14 protein-coding genes are annotated in these 16,077 nt (G+C 71.2%); 6 read left to right on the top strand and 8 right to left on the bottom strand.

Annotation, left to right across the window (positions count from 1 at the left end; all coding sequences use genetic code 11):
* Positions 1 to 711 carry a class I SAM-dependent methyltransferase gene (locus ACVW00_RS01070; protein ID WP_457109054.1) on the top strand — a complete coding sequence of 237 codons (711 nt, stop codon included), beginning with the start codon at positions 1 to 3 and terminating at the stop codon, positions 709 to 711.
* Here the strand turns inward: ACVW00_RS01070 and ACVW00_RS01065 are convergent.
* The gene (locus ACVW00_RS01065; RefSeq protein ID WP_457109053.1) at positions 708 to 1,772 is read right to left on the bottom strand and encodes a LacI family DNA-binding transcriptional regulator; all 1,065 of its coding nucleotides are present in this window, start codon (positions 1,770 to 1,772) and stop codon (positions 708 to 710) included. The genes ACVW00_RS01070 and ACVW00_RS01065 overlap by 4 nt on opposite strands.
* 152 nt (positions 1,773 to 1,924) lie before the next feature.
* Here ACVW00_RS01065 and radA point away from each other — a divergent pair, with 152 nt between their 5' ends.
* Positions 1,925 to 3,337, top strand: a complete 1,413-nt coding sequence (radA, locus tag ACVW00_RS01060) for a DNA repair protein RadA (RefSeq protein ID WP_457109052.1) — start codon at positions 1,925 to 1,927, stop codon at positions 3,335 to 3,337.
* An 18-nt stretch (positions 3,338 to 3,355) separates the two neighbouring features.
* On the top strand, positions 3,356 to 4,441 hold the full coding sequence (disA, locus tag ACVW00_RS01055; protein ID WP_457109051.1) for a DNA integrity scanning diadenylate cyclase DisA: 1,086 nt from the start codon (positions 3,356 to 3,358) through the stop codon (positions 4,439 to 4,441).
* Here disA and ACVW00_RS01050 read toward each other — a convergent pair.
* Complete coding sequence (locus tag ACVW00_RS01050) at positions 4,432 to 5,127, bottom strand: hypothetical protein (protein ID WP_457109050.1); 696 nt, start codon at positions 5,125 to 5,127, stop codon at positions 4,432 to 4,434. The genes disA and ACVW00_RS01050 overlap by 10 nt on opposite strands.
* Before the next feature lie 135 nt (positions 5,128 to 5,262).
* Here ACVW00_RS01050 and ACVW00_RS01045 point away from each other — a divergent pair, with 135 nt between their 5' ends.
* Complete coding sequence (locus tag ACVW00_RS01045) at positions 5,263 to 7,233, top strand: sensor histidine kinase (protein ID WP_457109049.1); 1,971 nt, start codon at positions 5,263 to 5,265, stop codon at positions 7,231 to 7,233.
* Positions 7,221 to 7,850 (top strand): response regulator transcription factor, encoded by a 630-nt coding sequence (locus ACVW00_RS01040; RefSeq protein WP_457109048.1) that lies wholly within the window; start codon positions 7,221 to 7,223, stop codon positions 7,848 to 7,850. The genes ACVW00_RS01045 and ACVW00_RS01040 overlap by 13 nt, the downstream gene beginning before the upstream one ends.
* Before the next feature lie 7 nt (positions 7,851 to 7,857).
* On the opposite strand, the gene ACVW00_RS01035 is transcribed toward ACVW00_RS01040, so the two are convergent.
* Positions 7,858 to 8,754, bottom strand: a complete 897-nt coding sequence (locus tag ACVW00_RS01035; protein ID WP_457109047.1) for an SGNH/GDSL hydrolase family protein — start codon at positions 8,752 to 8,754, stop codon at positions 7,858 to 7,860.
* A gap of 104 nt (positions 8,755 to 8,858) precedes the next feature.
* Positions 8,859 to 9,623, bottom strand: coding sequence for a hypothetical protein (locus tag ACVW00_RS01030; RefSeq protein ID WP_457109046.1), 765 nt, complete (start codon positions 9,621 to 9,623; stop codon positions 8,859 to 8,861).
* A 68-nt stretch (positions 9,624 to 9,691) separates the two neighbouring features.
* Between ACVW00_RS01030 and ACVW00_RS01025 the strand changes: the two genes are divergently transcribed.
* Positions 9,692 to 10,552 (top strand): A/G-specific adenine glycosylase, encoded by an 861-nt coding sequence (locus ACVW00_RS01025; RefSeq protein ID WP_457109045.1) that lies wholly within the window; start codon positions 9,692 to 9,694, stop codon positions 10,550 to 10,552.
* Here the strand turns inward: ACVW00_RS01025 and ACVW00_RS01020 are convergent.
* The 4 genes from ACVW00_RS01020 to lysS all read right to left on the bottom strand — a co-directional run bounded on the left by ACVW00_RS01020 (position 10,534) and on the right by lysS (position 16,069).
* A complete protein-coding gene (locus tag ACVW00_RS01020) occupies positions 10,534 to 11,427 on the bottom strand; it encodes an oxygenase MpaB family protein (protein WP_457109044.1) in 894 nt (297 codons plus the stop codon). The genes ACVW00_RS01025 and ACVW00_RS01020 overlap by 19 nt on opposite strands.
* A 33-nt stretch (positions 11,428 to 11,460) precedes the next feature.
* Complete coding sequence (locus ACVW00_RS01015) at positions 11,461 to 13,971, bottom strand: ATP-dependent Clp protease ATP-binding subunit (protein WP_457109043.1); 2,511 nt, start codon at positions 13,969 to 13,971, stop codon at positions 11,461 to 11,463.
* A 161-nt stretch (positions 13,972 to 14,132) separates the two neighbouring features.
* A complete protein-coding gene (locus tag ACVW00_RS01010; RefSeq protein ID WP_457109042.1) occupies positions 14,133 to 14,450 on the bottom strand; it encodes a histone-like nucleoid-structuring protein Lsr2 in 318 nt (105 codons plus the stop codon).
* Between the two features lie 86 nt (positions 14,451 to 14,536).
* The gene (gene lysS, locus ACVW00_RS01005) at positions 14,537 to 16,069 is read right to left on the bottom strand and encodes a lysine--tRNA ligase (protein WP_457109041.1); all 1,533 of its coding nucleotides are present in this window, start codon (positions 16,067 to 16,069) and stop codon (positions 14,537 to 14,539) included.
* Positions 16,070 to 16,077: the final 8 nt, after the last annotated feature.

The raw sequence follows: 16,077 nt of genomic DNA, 5'->3' as shown, positions 1-16,077 counted from the left end.
GTGGTCGAGCCTGTCGAGGCCCCGGACGACATCAGGCCCAGCCCCAACATCTGGGGACACCCCGAGGTCTACGAGGTCGAGAACCGCGGCGTCGACCGGGCCGGCGTGCTCTGGTCGGCGATGCGCGAACGAGCCGACTGGGCCGGCCGCGACGTCCTCGACGTCGGCTGCGGCACCGGGTTCCACCTGCCGACGTTCGCCGCGTCGGCGAGGTCGGTCACCGGCGTCGAGCCGAACGAGGCACTCGCCGCGATCGCCCGCCGGCGCGTACGCCGGCTCGCGACTGTCTCGGTGCTCACCGGCGTCGCCGGCGACCTGCCGCTCCCGGATGCGTCGGTCGACGTCGTGCACGCGCGCTGGGCCTACTTCTTTCCACCGGGCTGCGAACCCGGGCTCGCGGAGCTCGACCGGGTCGTCCGGCACGGCGGCACCGCGTTCGTGATCGACAACGACGCCGAGCGCTCGACCTTCGGCGGCTGGTTCCGGCGCGGCTTCCCCGAGGTCGACCCGGGTGAGGTGGAGCGCTTCTGGTCGTTGCACGGGTGGAGCCGCGACCGGCTCGAGATCGCCTGGACCTTCGACGATCGCGCCGACTTCGAGGCCGTCGTGCGGATCGAGCTGCCCACCACTGTCGCCGAGGAGGTGCTGGCCGAGCACCCGGACGCGACCGGGGTCGACTACGCCGTCAACCTGTGGTGGCGCCGCTTCTAGGGCAGGTCGGTGCCGGACCGCGGCGCGTCGGGCACGGTCGAGCGTCGTACCACCAGGGTGGGCTCGAGCAGCCGGCCCGGTCGCTCGACCGGCTTGTGGGCGAGCACGGCGTGCAACAGGCCGACCAGCTCCACGGCCACCTGCTCCAGCGGCTGGCGCACCGAGGTCAGCCCGGGCCAGCTCACGTGTGCGCCGAGGGAGTCGTCGAAGCCGACCACGCCCACGTCGATGCCCGGGCGCAGGCCACGCTCGTGGAGGGCGTGCAGCACGCCGATCGCCAGGGTGTCGCTGGCGCACGCGAACCCGGTGACGCCGTGGCCGTCGATCAGCTTGTGCGCCTCCATCCGCGCGGCGTCCACGTTGTCGGTGGTGCGTACGCCGAGGCCGTCGGTGTCCATCCCGGCACTCGTCAGCGCCAGCTCCCAGCCTGACCGCCGGTCCTCCCCGATCCGGGAGGTCTCCTCCCAGCCGAGCCAGGCCACGCGCCGGAAGCCGGACTGGAGCAGGTGCTCGGTGGCCAGCGAGGCGCCGCGGGCCCCGTCCACGTCCACCCAGGGGTGCGCGGCGCCCGGGTCGTCCCAGGGCCGGCCGAAGGTCACGAACGGCGCCCCGATCCTGCCGAGCAGCTCGGTCTCGGCGGTGCCGGCGTAGGTGTCGGTGATGACGAAGGCGTCGACCGCGGTGGCGCGCAGCAGGTCGTCGTAGCCGTCGAGCGGGTCGTCGACGGCGCCCGAGAAGAGGAGCACGTGGTGACCGGTCTGCGCCATCGTCTCGACCAGGGTGTGCACGAACCGGTCCATCAGCGCGTTGCTGGTGCCCTCCTGGGCAGGCTCGAAGCGCAGCCCGATCATGTGGGACGCGCGCGTGCGCAGCTGCCGCGCCGCCCGGTTCGGGGTGTAGCCGAGCTCGAGGATCGCCGCCTGGACGCGCTCGAGGGTGTCCTCGCGCAGCAGCTCGGGGTTGTTCAGGGCGTTGGAGACCGTCTGCCGGGAGACGCCGGCCCTCTCGGCAACGGTGGCGAGCGTGGGGTACTGGTCGGTGAGCCGTCGGGTCGGGCTCATCGCCTCCTCCTCACAGGGTCATGACTGGCGTACGTCGTCCTGGGCGCCCGTGGTTTCGACCGCTGCTCGAGTGGAACGATCAAATCATAGGGACGGCTCCACCGCTCGCGCGCCTGGGCGATCCTGTCGGCGTGGGCACATATGTTCGAACCATGGCGAAGGGAAGTGCATCCAGACGGGGCGATGCCGCGGCGTACCTCTGCGGCGAGTGCGGCTGGGAGACGACGAAGTGGGTCGGGCGGTGCGGTGAGTGCCAGGCGTGGGGGTCGGTGGTCGAGCGCGCCGCTCCGCGCAGCCGGGTGCAGGCGGGTCCGGTGACCGCACCGGCGCGCCCGATCGGCGAGATCGCCATCGAGGACTCCCAGGCGCGCAGCAGCGGCGTCCCCGAGCTCGACCGGGTGCTCGGCGGCGGTCTCGTGCCCGGCGCGGCGATCCTGCTCGCCGGCGATCCCGGCGTCGGCAAGTCGACGCTGCTGCTCGAGGTGGCCGCCCAGACCGCCCGTTACCGCCACCGCACGCTGTACGTCACCGGCGAGGAGTCCGCCGCGCAGGTGCGCCTGCGCGCCGACCGCACCGGCGGCATCCAGGACGAGCTCTACCTCGCGGCCGAGACCGACCTCGGCGCCGTGCTCGGCCACGTCGAGCAGGTCAAGCCGGTGCTGCTGGTGATCGACTCGATCCAGACGATCAGTGCGGGCGACGTCGAGGGGGTGCCGGGCGGGGTGACCCAGGTCAAGGAGGTCGCCGCCGCGCTCATCCGGATGGCCAAGCTGCGCAACATCACGCTGGTCCTGGTCGGCCACGTCACCAAGGACGGCTCGATCGCCGGACCGCGCGTGCTCGAGCACCTCGTCGACGTGGTGCTGCACTTCGAGGGCGACCGGTCCTCGCGGCTGCGCATGGTGCGGGCGGTGAAGAACCGCTTCGGGCCGGTGGACGAGGTCGGCTGCTTCGACCTGTCCGCCGAGGGGATCGTCGCGATCACCGATCCCACCGGGCTGTTCCTCGACGCCCGGCACGGCCCGGTCCCCGGCACCTGCGTGGCCGTCGCCATGGAGGGGCGCCGGCCCCTGCTCAGCGAGGTGCAGGCCCTGGTCACGCACTCACCCTCCGAGCGACCCCGGCGGACGACGTCGGGGGTCGACTCCGCCCGGGTCGCGATGATCCTGGCGATCCTGCAGCAGCACGCCGGCATCCGACTGCACCAGCACGACGTGTTCGTCTCCAGCGTCGGCGGAGCCCGGCTCACCGAGCCGAGCAACGACCTCGCCATCGCCCTGGCGATCGCCTCCGCCCACCGCGGCGAGGCACTCGGCCGCCAGGTGGTGGCCATCGGCGAGCTCGGCCTGTCCGGCGAGCTGCGTCGCGTCCGCGACCTCGGCGTGCGGCTGGCGGAGGCGGGCCGGATGGGGTTCCGCGCGGCCGCCGTACCGGCCGAGTCGCCGCAGACGGTCGGCCGCAGCCGGGTGATGGACGGCCTGCGTGTCGTCGACGTCGACAACGTGGGCCGCGCGCTGGACCTGCTGGGCATGGCCGACGGAGAGCTGCGCCGCGAAGGTTCGTGAGGACCTAGACTCACCCGCGTGGTAGCCGCCGACGACGTGCAGCAGGCCGAGGCCCTGCGCGCGACCCTCGCCAGCATCGCTCCGGGCACGTCCCTGCGCGACGGCCTGGAGCGGATCCTGCGCGGCCGCACGGGGGCGTTGATCGTGCTCGGCCACGACAAGGTCGTCGACACCATCTCGACCGGAGGGTTCACCCTCGACGTGCCGTTCACCGCGACCGGGCTCCGCGAGCTGGCCAAGATGGACGGCGCGATCATCCTCGACCAGGACGTCTCCCAGGTCCATCGCGCCAACGTGCACCTGATGCCCGACCACACGATCCCCAGCGACGAGACCGGCACCCGGCACCGCACCGCCGACCGGGTCGCCAAGCAGACCGGCTTCCCGGTGATCTCGGTGTCCCAGTCGATGCAGATCATCGCGGCGTACGTCGGCGAGACCCGCTACGTGCTCGAGGACACCGGCTCGATCCTGTCGCGCGCGAACCAGGCGCTGGCCACGCTGGAGCGCTACAAGATGCGCCTCGACGAGGTCTCGAGCACGCTCTCCGCGCTCGAGATCGAGGACCTGGTCACGGTCCGCGACGTCGCGGTCGTGGCCCAGCGGCTGGAGATGGTCACCCGGATCGCACGCGAGATCGAGGACTACGTGCTCGAGCTCGGCACCGACGGTCGCCTCCTCTCGTTGCAGCTGGAGGAGCTGATCACCGGCGTCGACGCCGAGCGCGAGCTCGTCGTCCGCGACTACCTGCCCGGAGGCCGCCGCAAGCGCAGCCCCGAGCACGTGCTGGCCGACCTGGAGAGCCTGTCGCCCACCGACCTCGTCGACATCTCGATGGTCGCCAAGGCCCTCGGGCAGCGCCAGGGCGAGCACCTCGAGGGCGCGGTGACCCCGCGCGGCTACCGGCTGCTGGCCAAGGTGCCGCGGCTGCCCAGCCCGGTCATCGACCGGCTCATCGAGCAGTTCGACAGCCTCCAGAAGCTCCTGTCGGCCGGCGTCGAGGAGCTGCAGATCGTCGAGGGTGTCGGCGAGCTGCGCGCCCGGAGCGTGCGCGAGGGGCTCTCACGGCTGGCGGAGTCCAGCATCCTCGAACGCTACGTCTGAGGCAGGCCGAGAGCCGTTCGCCGGGCGAAGTACGCGACCGCGACACAGCCGGCGGTCATCGGCACGACGCTCACCAGCCCGAGAGCCCCCGAGCCCGGGAAGGCGTAGGTCAGCAGGATCGCCAGGGTGAGGGTCGGCACCCACCACGGCACGGCGCCGCCCCTGAACAGGGCCACCGCCTGGGTGATGATCCCGGCGGTCAGCAGGAGGTGCCCCGGCAGCTGCAGGACGAGCAGGTGCGTGTGGTCGTGGGCGATCGCGTCGTAGACGTCGGCGGCGGCGCTGTGCGCCACCGCCGGATCGCTCGGGTAGAAGTACGCCGCGGCGAAGTTCGCGACGCCGACCGCCTCCATGACACCGCCCAGGATCATCAAGGCAGCCCCCCAGGTGGCGGCTCCCGCTGCCCTCGTCCGGACGAGCACCACGACCGCGATCCCCTGGGCCGCGATGTTGAGCGGCCCGAGCACCGCGGTGAGCATGACCATCAGCCACATGGAGTCGCGCACCGGGGCAATGTCGTCGACGCGGAGCACCGTGCCGCTGTCGGTGACCGTGGGCCAGGCCAGCCCGATCGGGATGAATGCGAGAGCGGTGAGCACGAGCACGGCGCAGACGAGGCTCACCCGCGACCCGGTCGCCTCATGGGGCACGAGTCCTGCGGAAGCGGAGCTGGTGGAGAGGGACATCGCTAGGTCCTTTCTTTCGTGGTCGGTGCCCAGCGAAGCGCTCCGGAGGGGTGGTGCACATCGTGGTGACCGCGGGTCGTGGGCCTCCGTACTGGTACGGACGCGTGGGTGCCGCATCAGCTCTACCCTTCGAAGATGCGATCGTCGCGCGTGCAGGTCGCCGGCCTTGCCGGGTTGTCCCTGGCACTCGTGCTGATGGGGTGCGGACTGCTCGTTGCTGAGCAGCTCGAGCGCGCTCACGTCGCGTACTTCGCCGGTGTCGGTGGCATCGGTGCGCTGACCGTGGCCCTCGGCCTGGTCGTGACCTGGCGCGTGGGCGGCAATGTCGTCGGCGTGCTGCTCACGTGGGTCGGGTTCGGTGTGGTGTGCGTGGCGGCGCGGGACGTCTACGAACACGCCTGGCTGGCCGATCCGGGTGGCGTACCCCTGAGCACCACGGCCGTCGCCGTGCTGGACGAGAGCGCGTGGTGGCTGTTCGCGGGGGTTGCGCTGCTGCTGCTGCACTTCCCTGACGGGCGACTGCCGGGCCCACGCTGGCGCGCCGTACCCGGACTGGTCCTCGGCTCGGCCCTCGTGACCCACGTGGCGAGTCTCGGTGCCGGTGAGCCGTTCATCCCGCCCTTGCAGGATCGCCTGCGACCGTGGGCGCCGTTCCCTTCGTGGGTGCAGCTGCTCGGTGCGGTGGCGAACGTGACGCTGGTCGCCCTGGTGCTCGCTGCGGCCGCTTCCACCTTCGTTCGGTTCCGGCGTTCGACCGGGCGCACTCGTGCCCAGCTCAAGTGGTTGTCTCTGGCCGGCATCGGCATCGCGGCGTACCCGCTCGTCTGCGTCACCGAGCTGGCACTCACGGGCAGCACCGATCGGCTCGCGCTCGTCGTGGGTCTCGCCTCGCTGGTGCTGCTTCCGGGATCGGTGGCGATCGCCCTCTTGCGTCACGACCTGTACGACGTCGATCGCGTCCTCGCCGACACGATCAGCTACGTCGTGGTCGTGGTCGCCCTTCTCGCCACCTACGCCCTGGCCTCCTTCGGTCTGGGACTGGTCGCCGGACGGAACTCGGCCGTCGCAGCGGCGGGCGCCACCGCTGTGTGTGCCCTGCTCCTGGCGCCCGCGCGCGTCCGGCTGAGGAGAAGCGTCGACCACCGGCTCTTCCCCAGGCATCGCGCGGCCCTGGGTGCTGTCGAGGACCTGCGCAACCGGGTCCACACCGACGGCGCACGGCCCGAGGACCTCGAGGCGGTGCTGCGCACCGCCCTGCGGGATCCCGAGCTGCGGGTGGGCGTCCTGGTGCCGGGGTCGGCTGGCTTCGTCGACACGACGGGTGCCGCCGTTGCCGGCACCGCGCTCGTGCCGGTGATGCTCGGAGGTGTCCAGGTCGGCGTCATGACAGGGGCGGAGTCGAACACCGGCGTCCTCCGCCTGGTGGCTCCGTCGTGTGCCAGCCTGGTCGAGGTCATCCGTCTGCGCGCCGAGCTGGCGAGTGCCCTTCGCGAGGTGGAGGCGAGTCGCGCCCGCCTCGTGCACGTCGGCGACGCGGAGCGGAAGCGGCTCGAGCGGGACCTGCACGACGGCGCACAGCAGCGGCTGGTCTCGCTCGGAATGGCGATGCGGGTCGCGCAGCGCAGGTTGCCGGGTGGCACGGTCGATGTCCACGGGCTGCTCGACCAGGGTGTCGCCGAGCTTGCGATCGCGGTGGCCGAGCTCCGGCAGATCGCCCACGGGCTGCGGCCGTCGAGCCTGGACGACGGACTGCACGCGGCCCTCAGCGCGCTCACGAGTGCCCTGCCCATCCCGGTGCACCTCGAGGTGCCGACGACGCCGATCGACGAGCAGCTGGCCACGACGGCATACTTCGTCGCCGCAGAGGCGATGGCGAACGCCGCCAAGCATGCGCACGCGTCCGCGATCAAGGTCCGTGTCGCCAACGATCCGTCGGGAGTCTGCGTGAGGATCCAGGACGACGGCGTGGGCGGGGCCGTACCTCGGGTCGGATCGGGGCTCGCCGGGCTGGCGGACCGGGTGTCCGCCGTGGGCGGCTCGCTGGTGATGACGAGCATCCGGGGCTCGGGCACCACGATCGAGGCGGTGCTGCCGTGCGGATCGTGATCGGGGAGGACTCCGCGCTGTTCCGCGAGGGACTGGCCAGCCTGTTGACCCAGGCCGGGCACGAGATCGTGGGAAGAGCGGGAGACGCCACGTCGCTGGTCGAGGTCGTTGCGCGCGAGAAGCCGGACCTTGCCGTGGTCGACGTGCGGATGCCGCCGGACCTCACCGATGACGGAGCCCGTGCTGCGCGCGTCATCCGCGACTCCCAGCCCGACGTGGCGATCGTGTTGCTTTCCCAGCACGTCGAGACCAGGCACTCCGTCGAGCTCGTCACGCGCGGAGGGTTCGGCTACCTGCTCAAGGACCGCGTCCTCGACGTCGACGCCTTCCTGGACGTGCTGGACCGCGTCGCCGCCGGAGGCTCGGCGCTGGACCCTGAGGTGGTCGCCCGGTTGCTCGGCAGACCCGCGACCCGGACGCTGACCCCTCGGGAGCGCGAGGTGCTCGGCCTGATGGCGGAGGGGTGCACCAACGCGGGCATCGCTCGTCGCCTGTGGCTGAACGAACGGACCGTCGAGACGCACGTGAGCGGCATCATGAGCAAGCTCGGGCTGGCCGACAACACCGGAGAGCACCGCCGCGTGCTGGCCGTCCTCACCTACCTGGGCGAGCGCTGACCGGTCGTCACGTGCGGTCCTTGATCGCGTCGGGCAGCGCTTCCCAGGCGTACTGCGCCATCACCGCGAGGCCCGGGACCCCGAGGTGGTTCGAGTCGCCGGTGAGGTCGCTCTCGAGCACAGGCATCTTCTGGACGTGGGCGCCGTCCGTGAAGCAGCCCGGGTGCGCTGCGCAGACCCTGGTGATCTGCGACCAGTAGCCGTCGACGATCCTCTGCTCCGAGGCGATGCCGGCCGGGCGCTCCTTGCCGGAGGCCCCGAACGTGTCGCAGGGCCCGTTGCCCGAGCTGCCCGCCACAGCGTCTGCGCGGTGCTGGATCGCGTCGGTGTAGGTCTGCACCGAGCCCCACTGCGAGACGAAGAACACCTGGGCGTACCGGTCCTCGTCGTTGATCCGGGTGAGCACGTCGTCCAGCGTCCGGCCGAAGCGCTTCTCGTTGGCCGCGTCGGTGCCGTCGCACCGCATGTCGTTGTCGATGGTCTGGATGACCACCACGTCGGGCATGGGCTCGAGGTCGAGCATCGCGGTCACCTGGCCGTCGAGGTCGTCGACCGTCGAGCCGTCCTGCCCGAGGCTGGTGGCGTGGTTCTCGAGCGCCGGATGGTCGGCCAGCAGTCGTTCGTAGAGGCTGCGCACGTCTGGGTTCGATCCGGTCGCCCACGAGTTCTCGACCACGTCGCTGTCCGGGTTGCCGGGATCGGACCCGTAGCCGGTCGTCCCGGAGTGGCCGAGCACCGCGATGGCGTCCAGCTCCGGCGTGGAGCCGGCCGCAGCGGCCGGCCGGGCCTCCGGCGAAGCAGAGGACGACGTCGCCTCGGGGTGGCCGACACCCTCGCTCTGCCCACCGCAGGCGGCGACGGTGGCCATGAGCACCAAGGTTCCGAGCACGGCTGGTGTGGTCATCGCGGTCCCCTTTCGTCGAGACCGCTCGAGTCAACTCCGGCCCGGCGCCGGTGGGATCCGTACTGGTACGGAAGTTCGGGCCCGAGCTGGCCGCAGAGCGCCGATCAGCAGCTGGTGGCCGCGTTGTCGCCGCCGCAGACAGTCCCCTTTGATCCCTTCTTCGTCTTCGGGTGCGCGGTCTTCGTGATCACCTGACGCGGCGCCAGCTGGAGCCTGAACTGGGCATCGCCGGGTTCGGAGCCGATCACGGCGGCGGTCAGGTGGTAGTAGCCGGGCAGGGCCCACGGCGTCGCCTTCGAGCAGTCGGCGTCGGACCGGCGTCCGCTCCAGGGGACCACGATCCTGGTCGGCTGGGCACTGCGCACGACGACCGAGGCCGTCTTCACCGCGTCGGGGCAGTCCTGGGTCGACCAGATCCGGTCCTTGCCGGAGACCACCTTGGCCGCGACCGTGCGGCTGGACACCGAGAAGGTGCAGGCCGGCTTGATGCCGGTGAGGTCGAGGACCAGGTCGACGCGGCCCGCTGCGACGGCTGTCGGCACGGATGGAGTCACCGTGATCTCGTCGGCAGCACACGGACCGTCCGGTACGGCGAGGACCACGGGGCCACCGGTCGGGCCCGCTCCCTTGCCGGTCGGCGTCGGCTGGAAGGGCTGGGGGCCGGCGACGGCAGGTGCCGTGGTCGTCGGTGTCGTCGAGGGCTTCGCCGCCGTGACGTTCGCCGTGTCGCCCGGTGTCGGGGAGCCCGACCCGCCCAGCATCCGCCCGATCGCGAACACCAGGGCGACCGCGGTGAGCAGCACCATGGTCCGGCGGAACCAGTACACCCGCGCCGGGAGTCGTCGAGCGGGCTTGACGACGGTAGGCATGGGTCGAACGTTAGGAAAGATCGGGCACTCGCTCACGGAGGCGCACCGAGGGCTCCTAGGGTTGCCGCGTGAACGCGTTGCTGGAGCCGGTCCTCGACTGGTACGCCGCTGCAGCGCGCGACCTGCCGTGGCGCCGTCCCGGCACCAGCCCGTGGGCGGTGATGGTCTCGGAGTTCATGCTCCAGCAGACGCCGGTGGCGAGGGTCCTTCCCGTCTACGAGACCTGGCTCGAGAGGTGGCCGACGCCGGCCGCCCTCGCCGACGAGCCGAGCGGTGAGGCGGTGCGGGCGTGGGGCCGGCTCGGCTATCCGCGGCGGGCGCTGCGGCTGCACGCCTGCGCGGTGGCCATCACGCAGACGCACGGCGGCGAGGTGCCCGACAGCTACGACGCGCTCCGCGCGCTCCCCGGCGTCGGCGACTACACCGCGGCGGCGATCGCGTCGTTCGCCTACGGCCGCTCGCACGCGGTCCTCGACACCAACGTCCGCCGAGTACTCGGACGCGCGGTGTCAGCGACCGAGTTCCCACCGACTTCGGTCAGCCGGGCGGAGAGGACGCTCGCCGACTCGCTCGTCCCGGCGGAGAGTCCCGAGCTGTGGGCGGTCGCCGTGATGGAGCTGGGCGCGCTGGTCTGCACGGCAGCGAACCCCGCCTGCGACTCGTGCCCCGTCGTCGTCCAGTGCGCGTGGCACCGCGCCGGGCGGCCGGCGTACGACGGCCCGGCGCGGCGGGGCCAGACCTACGCCGGCACCGACCGCCAGTGCCGGGGCCGGCTGCTGGCGATCCTGCGCGAGACCCGTGGTGTCGTGCCGAGGGCCCGCCTCGACGCGGCCTGGGCCGACGTGGCCCAGCGCGACCGGGCGCTCGCCGGCCTGCTCGCCGACGGGCTGGTCGCGGTCAGGTCGGGCGGCTACGCGCTCCCGGACTGACGCTCCGCGACGACGCTGCGCTCACTGAGGGCCCACCGGACCACGCCGGCGCCAACGGCGCCCAGCCTGAGGCTCGGCCAGTCCCAGGCCACGAACGGCGGCGGCAGCCGCAGCTCGCGGCGGGCCCACCCCGGCAGGCTCGCCACCGCTCCGGCAGCGAGCAGCCCGTAGCCGGGCCGCGCGGCCAGTGGCAGTGGCGGGTCGAGGAGCAGGAACCGGGCCGCATCGCGGGAGGCCGCGGTGGAGGCGAGCTCGGGCCGGAAGGCGGTCAGGCGGTCGGTGAGCTCGCGCACGGTCCGCGGCGGCGAGACGGCACCGAGCGCGGCCGCGACGATCCCGGTCTGGCGGACGTACCGGTCGGCCTCGGCGGGCTCGAGCGGGGCCGGGCCGAAGAGCTGGTAGGTGCGCAGGAAGCTGTCCACCTCGGCCAGGTGCACCCAGTCGAGCAGGTGCGGGTCGCTCGCGGCGTACGGCCGCCCGTCCTGCGCCTTGCCGCGCACCCTCAGGTGGACGTCCCGGACCTGCGCGATCGCCCGCTGCGCGTGGTCGACGGTCCCGAAGGTCGTGGTCGCGAGGAAGTGGCTGGTGCGCTGCAACCGGCCCCACGGGTCGCCGCGATAGCCCGAGTGGCCCGCCACGCCGGCCATCGCGAGGGGGTGCAGCGACTGCAGCAGGAGGGCGCGCAGGCCGCCGACGAACATCGAGGCGTCGGCGTGCACGCGCCAGATCGGGTCGCCCGGCCCGAACCAGCGCGGACCCTCGCTCCCCCAGATCTCGTGAGCGCGGGCCTCGGCGTCCTCGCCGGCGACCTTCGAGCGCAGGACCTGCGCCAGCTGCCGGCGAAGCAGGGAGAGCCCCGGCGGCCTCACGGCCACCGGGGCTCTCCCGTGCTCAACAGAGCTCCTGCGTCAGCGTGCCTCGCCGCCGTCGGCCGCCACCTCGACGGGCGGGGCGTCGGGCAGCTCGGCTCGCGCGGTGCCACGGAAGGTGAACGCCGCGGTCGGGCCTTCGCCCTCGACGTCGACCACCACGATCTGGCCGGGGCCGACCTCGCCGTACAGCATCTTCTCGGCGAGGACGTCCTCGATCTCGCGCTGCACCGTGCGTCGCAGAGGACGCGCGCCGAGCACGGGGTCGAACCCGCGCGTGGCGAGCAGGTCCTTCGCATTCTGGGTCAGCTCGATCGACATGTCGCGGTCCTTCAGCCGGAGCTCGACGGAGGCGATCATGTTGTCGACCATCGCGATGATCTGGTCCTTGGTCAGCGGCGGGAACACGATCATCTCGTCCACGCGGTTGAGGAACTCGGGGCGGAAGTGCTGCTTGAGCTCCTCGGAGACCTTGGCCTTCATCTTCTCGTAGTTGCCCGCCACGTCCGAGGTGTTGCCGAAGCCGAGGCTGACCCCCTTCGAGATGTCACGGGTGCCGAGGTTGGTGGTCATGATGATGACGGTGTTCTTGAAGTCGACCACCCGGCCCTGACTGTCGGTCAGGCGACCTTCCTCCAGGATCTGCAGCAGGCTGTTGAAGATGTCGGGGTGTGCCTTCTCGACCTCGTCGAAGAGCACCACCGAGAACGGCTTGCGCCGCACCTTCTCGGTGAGCTGGCCACCCTCTTCGTAGCCGACGTAGCCCGGGGGCGAGCCGAAGAGCCGCGAGACGGTGTGCTTCTCGGAGAACTCCGACATGTCGAGCTGGATCAGCGCGTCCTCGTCGCCGAAGAGGAACTCCGCGAGCGTCTTGGACAGCCACGTCTTGCCGACACCCGAGGGCCCGGCGAAGATGAACGACCCACCCGGACGCTTCGGGTCCTTCAGGCCGGCACGCGTACGACGGATCGCCCGGCTGAGCGCCTTGACGGCCTCCTCCTGGCCGATGACCCGCTTGTGCAGCTCGTCCTCCATCTTGAGCAGCCGGGTCGACTCCTCCTCGGACAGCTTCACGATCGGGATGCCGGTCGCGACCGCGAGAACCTCGGCGATCATCTCCTCGTCGACCTCGGCCACGACGTCCATGTCGCCCGCGCGCCACTGCTTCTCACGCTCGGCCTTGGCCAGGATCAGCTGCTTCTCCTCGTCGCGCAGACGGGCTGCGGCCTCGAAGTCCTGGCCGTCGATGGCGCCCTCCTTGCGACGGCGGACATCGGCGATCTTGTCGTCGAACTCGCGCAGGTCGGGCGGAGCGGTCATCCGGCGGATGCGCAACCGCGCCCCGGCCTCGTCGATCAGGTCGATCGCCTTGTCCGGGAGGAACCGGTCGGAGACGTAGCGGTCGGCGAGCGTCGCCGCCGAGACCAGGGCCTCGTCGGTGATCGTCACGCGGTGGTGCGCCTCGTAGCGGTCGCGCAGGCCCTTGAGGATCTCGATCGTGTGGGCGATCGACGGCTCGGCGACCTGGATCGGCTGGAACCGGCGCTCGAGCGCCGCGTCCTTCTCCAGGTGCTTGCGGTACTCGTCCAGCGTGGTCGCACCGATCGTCTGGAGCTCACCCCGGGCCAGCATCGGCTTGAGGATCGAGGCCGCGTCGATCGCGCCCTCGGCGGCTCCGGCTCCGACGAGCGTGTGCAGCTCGTCGATGAACAGGATGATGTCGCCGCGGGTCTTGATCTCCTTGAGCACCTTCTTCAGGCGCTCCTCGAAGTCACCGCGGTAGCGCGAGCCGGCGACCAGCGCCCCGAGGTCGAGGGAGTAGATCTGCTTGTCCTTGAGCGTCTCGGGCACCTCGCCGCGCACGATCGACTGGGCCAGGCCCTCGACGCACGCGGTCTTGCCGACGCCGGGCTCACCGATGAGCACCGGGTTGTTCTTGGTACGGCGGGACAGCACCTGCATGACCCGCTCGATCTCCTTCTCGCGCCCGATCACCGGGTCGAGCTTGCCCTCCTTGGCGGCCTGCGTGTAGTTGCGGCCGAACTGGTCGAGGACGAGCGAGCTGGACGGAGCGCTCTCGGGCGCGGTGCCCGCGGTCTGGGCCTCCTTGCCCTGGTAGCCCGACAGCAGCTGGATGACCTGCTGGCGGACCCGGTTGAGGTCCGCACCGAGCTTCTGCAGCACCTGGGCGGCAACACCCTCGCCCTCACGGATGAGGCCGAGCAGGATGTGCTCGGTGCCGATGTAGTTGTGGCCGAGCTGCAGCGCCTCGCGCAGGGACAGCTCGAGCACCTTCTTGGCACGCGGGGTGAAGGGGATGTGGCCGCTGGGGGCCTGCTGGCCCTGGCCGATGATCTCCTCGACCTGGGCACGGACGCCCTCGAGCGAGATCCCGAGGCTCTCCAGTGCCTTGGCCGCGATGCCGTCACCCTCGTGGATCAGCCCGAGCAGGATGTGCTCGGTGCCGATGTAGTTGTGCGAGAGCATGCGGGCCTCTTCCTGGGCCAGCACGACAACGCGTCGGGCACGGTCTGTGAACCGTTCGAACATGGGCATCGCTCCTTGGACTTCGCGGGTCGGACAACATGCGTCCCGCACGTCGATCCAACCCTGCTTCCACCCTACGTGTTCCGGCGAAACCTCGTCTTCGCTCTCAGCGAACAGACAGGGTGGCCGGTGTTGTCACCCGGAGGTACCCGAATCCGGGACGATCAGTGGGCGGCGACGTACGCCTCACGGACCTCCGAGGACACCCGGCCGCGGTCCGGCACGTCGAAGCCGTTGTCGCGGGCCCAGGCGCGGATCTCTGCCGGGCTCGGGCCGTTGCCCGAGGCGCCGCGGCCGCGGCGGCGCGAGGCCGCCCGGCGGGCATGGCCCAGGTACGGCGCGACCGCGTCACGCAGCCTGGTGGCGTTCTTCGTGCTCAGGTCGATCTCGTACTCCTTGCCGTCGAGGGCGAAGGACACCGTCTCGTCGGCAGGGCTGCCGTCGATGTCGTCGACCAGGACGATGTTCACCTGCTGCGCCATGGAGCACCATTCCTCGAATCATTTGGCCAGGACGCCGTCAGGTTAGCGCAGAATCAAACTGCTAATCGCACCGAATCACGGCGAGATCACTCCGGGCGCAGCAACGGAAACAGAATGGTCTCGCGAATTCCGGCGCCCGTGAGCAGCATGATCAGCCGGTCGACACCCATGCCCATTCCGCCCGCCGGTGGCATTCCGTACTCCATCGCCTTGAGGAAGACCTCGTCGAGCTCCATCGCCTCCGGATCACCGGCTGCGGCCAGCAGGGACTGGGCGGTCAGGCGCTCGCGCTGGACGACCGGGTCGTTCAGCTCCGAATAGGCGACACCGAGCTCGACGCCGTTGATGATCAGGTCCCACGCCTCGTTGAGGCCATTTACCGAACGGTGCGGCTTGGCCAGCGGCTTTACCGCGGTCGGGTAATCCATCACGAATGTCGGCTGAATCAGCGAATCCTCGACGAGCTGCTCGTAGAGCTCGACGACGATCTCCTCGGCGTTCCATTTCGGCTGCAGCTCGACACCGTGGCTCTCGGCGTGCTTGCGCAGCTCTTCGGCGGAGGTGTCGACGGTGATCTCCTCGCCGACCGCGGCCGAGACCAGGTCGAGGATCGGCGCCTGCCGCCACTCGGCCTCGAGGTCGATCTCGGTGCCGTCACGGGCGGGCACGACCGTGGGTCCGACCGCCTTGGCGGCATTGATGATCAGCTCGCGGATCGTCGTCATCATCGTGAACTGGTCGCCGTACGCCTGGTAGGCCTCGAGCATCGAGAACTCGGCCGCGTGCGTGGAGTCCAGGCCCTCGTTGCGGAAGGTCCGGCCGATCTCGTAGACACGGTCGACCCCGCCGATCATCGCCCGCTTCAGGTCCAGCTCGAGCGCGATCCGGAGCAGCATGTCCTGGTCGAGGGCGTTCAGGTGGGTGCTGAACGGCCGGGCGGCGGCGCCGCCGTTGGTCAGCTGCAGGATCGGCGTCTCGACCTCGATGAAGCCGTGGCCGTCCAGCGTGCTGCGCAGCGCCCGCAGCACGGCTGCCTTGTGGCGCACCATGTCGCGCGGCTCGGGACGCAGCCACATGTCGACGTACCGCAGCCGGATCCGGGCCTCGTCGGACAGGGGCTTGTGCTCGTTGGGCAGCGGCCGCAGCGTCTTGGCCGCCATCTCCCAGGTCGACGCCTGCACCGACAGCTCGCCCCGCCGGCTGGTGACCACCTCGCCCCTGACCGCGATCAGGTCGCCGAGGTCGACCAGCGACTTGAAGTCGGCGAGCGACTCCTCACCGAGGTCCGCGAGGGACAGCATCACCTGGATCTCGGCGCCGTCGCCCTCGCGCAGCCGCACGAAGCAGAGCTTGCCCGTGTTGCGCAGGAAGATGACCCGCCCCGCGATCGCCACGAGGTCGCCGGTGTGCGCGTCCGGTTCGAGGTCACCGGCCTCGAGGGCCGGGTCGTACCGCTCGCGGATCGCCCGGATCGTGTGGGTGCGCTCGACGGTGATCGGGTACGCCGCCCGCCCCGACTCCAGCAGCCGCGCCCGCTTCTCGCGGCGGACCTGCATCTGCTCCGGCAGGTCGTCGGCGATCCCCGCAGCGGGCGCCGGGGTCGCGGGCTCGTCGGTCATGGGCGCAA

Source organism: Marmoricola sp. URHA0025 HA25, assembly GCF_054059435.1.
This window is presented reverse-complemented; position numbering and strand designations above follow the sequence as displayed.

Bases quoted from the DNA above. Each gene is read 5' to 3' on its own strand.
- ACVW00_RS01065 (WP_457109053.1), bottom strand. From the start codon at position 1,772: ATGAGCCCGACCCGACGGCTCACCGACCAGTACCCCACGCTCGCCACC.
- radA (WP_457109052.1), top strand. From the start codon at position 1,925: ATGGCGAAGGGAAGTGCATCCAGACGGGGCGATGCCGCGGCGTACCTC.
- ACVW00_RS01050 (WP_457109050.1), bottom strand. From the start codon at position 5,127: ATGTCCCTCTCCACCAGCTCCGCTTCCGCAGGACTCGTGCCCCATGAG.
- ACVW00_RS01045 (WP_457109049.1), top strand. From the start codon at position 5,263: ATGCGATCGTCGCGCGTGCAGGTCGCCGGCCTTGCCGGGTTGTCCCTG.
- ACVW00_RS01035 (WP_457109047.1), bottom strand. From the start codon at position 8,754: ATGACCACACCAGCCGTGCTCGGAACCTTGGTGCTCATGGCCACCGTC.
- ACVW00_RS01030 (WP_457109046.1), bottom strand. From the start codon at position 9,623: ATGCCTACCGTCGTCAAGCCCGCTCGACGACTCCCGGCGCGGGTGTAC.
- ACVW00_RS01015 (WP_457109043.1), bottom strand. From the start codon at position 13,971: ATGTTCGAACGGTTCACAGACCGTGCCCGACGCGTTGTCGTGCTGGCC.
- ACVW00_RS01010 (WP_457109042.1), bottom strand. From the start codon at position 14,450: ATGGCGCAGCAGGTGAACATCGTCCTGGTCGACGACATCGACGGCAGC.
- lysS (WP_457109041.1), bottom strand. From the start codon at position 16,069: ATGACCGACGAGCCCGCGACCCCGGCGCCCGCTGCGGGGATCGCCGAC.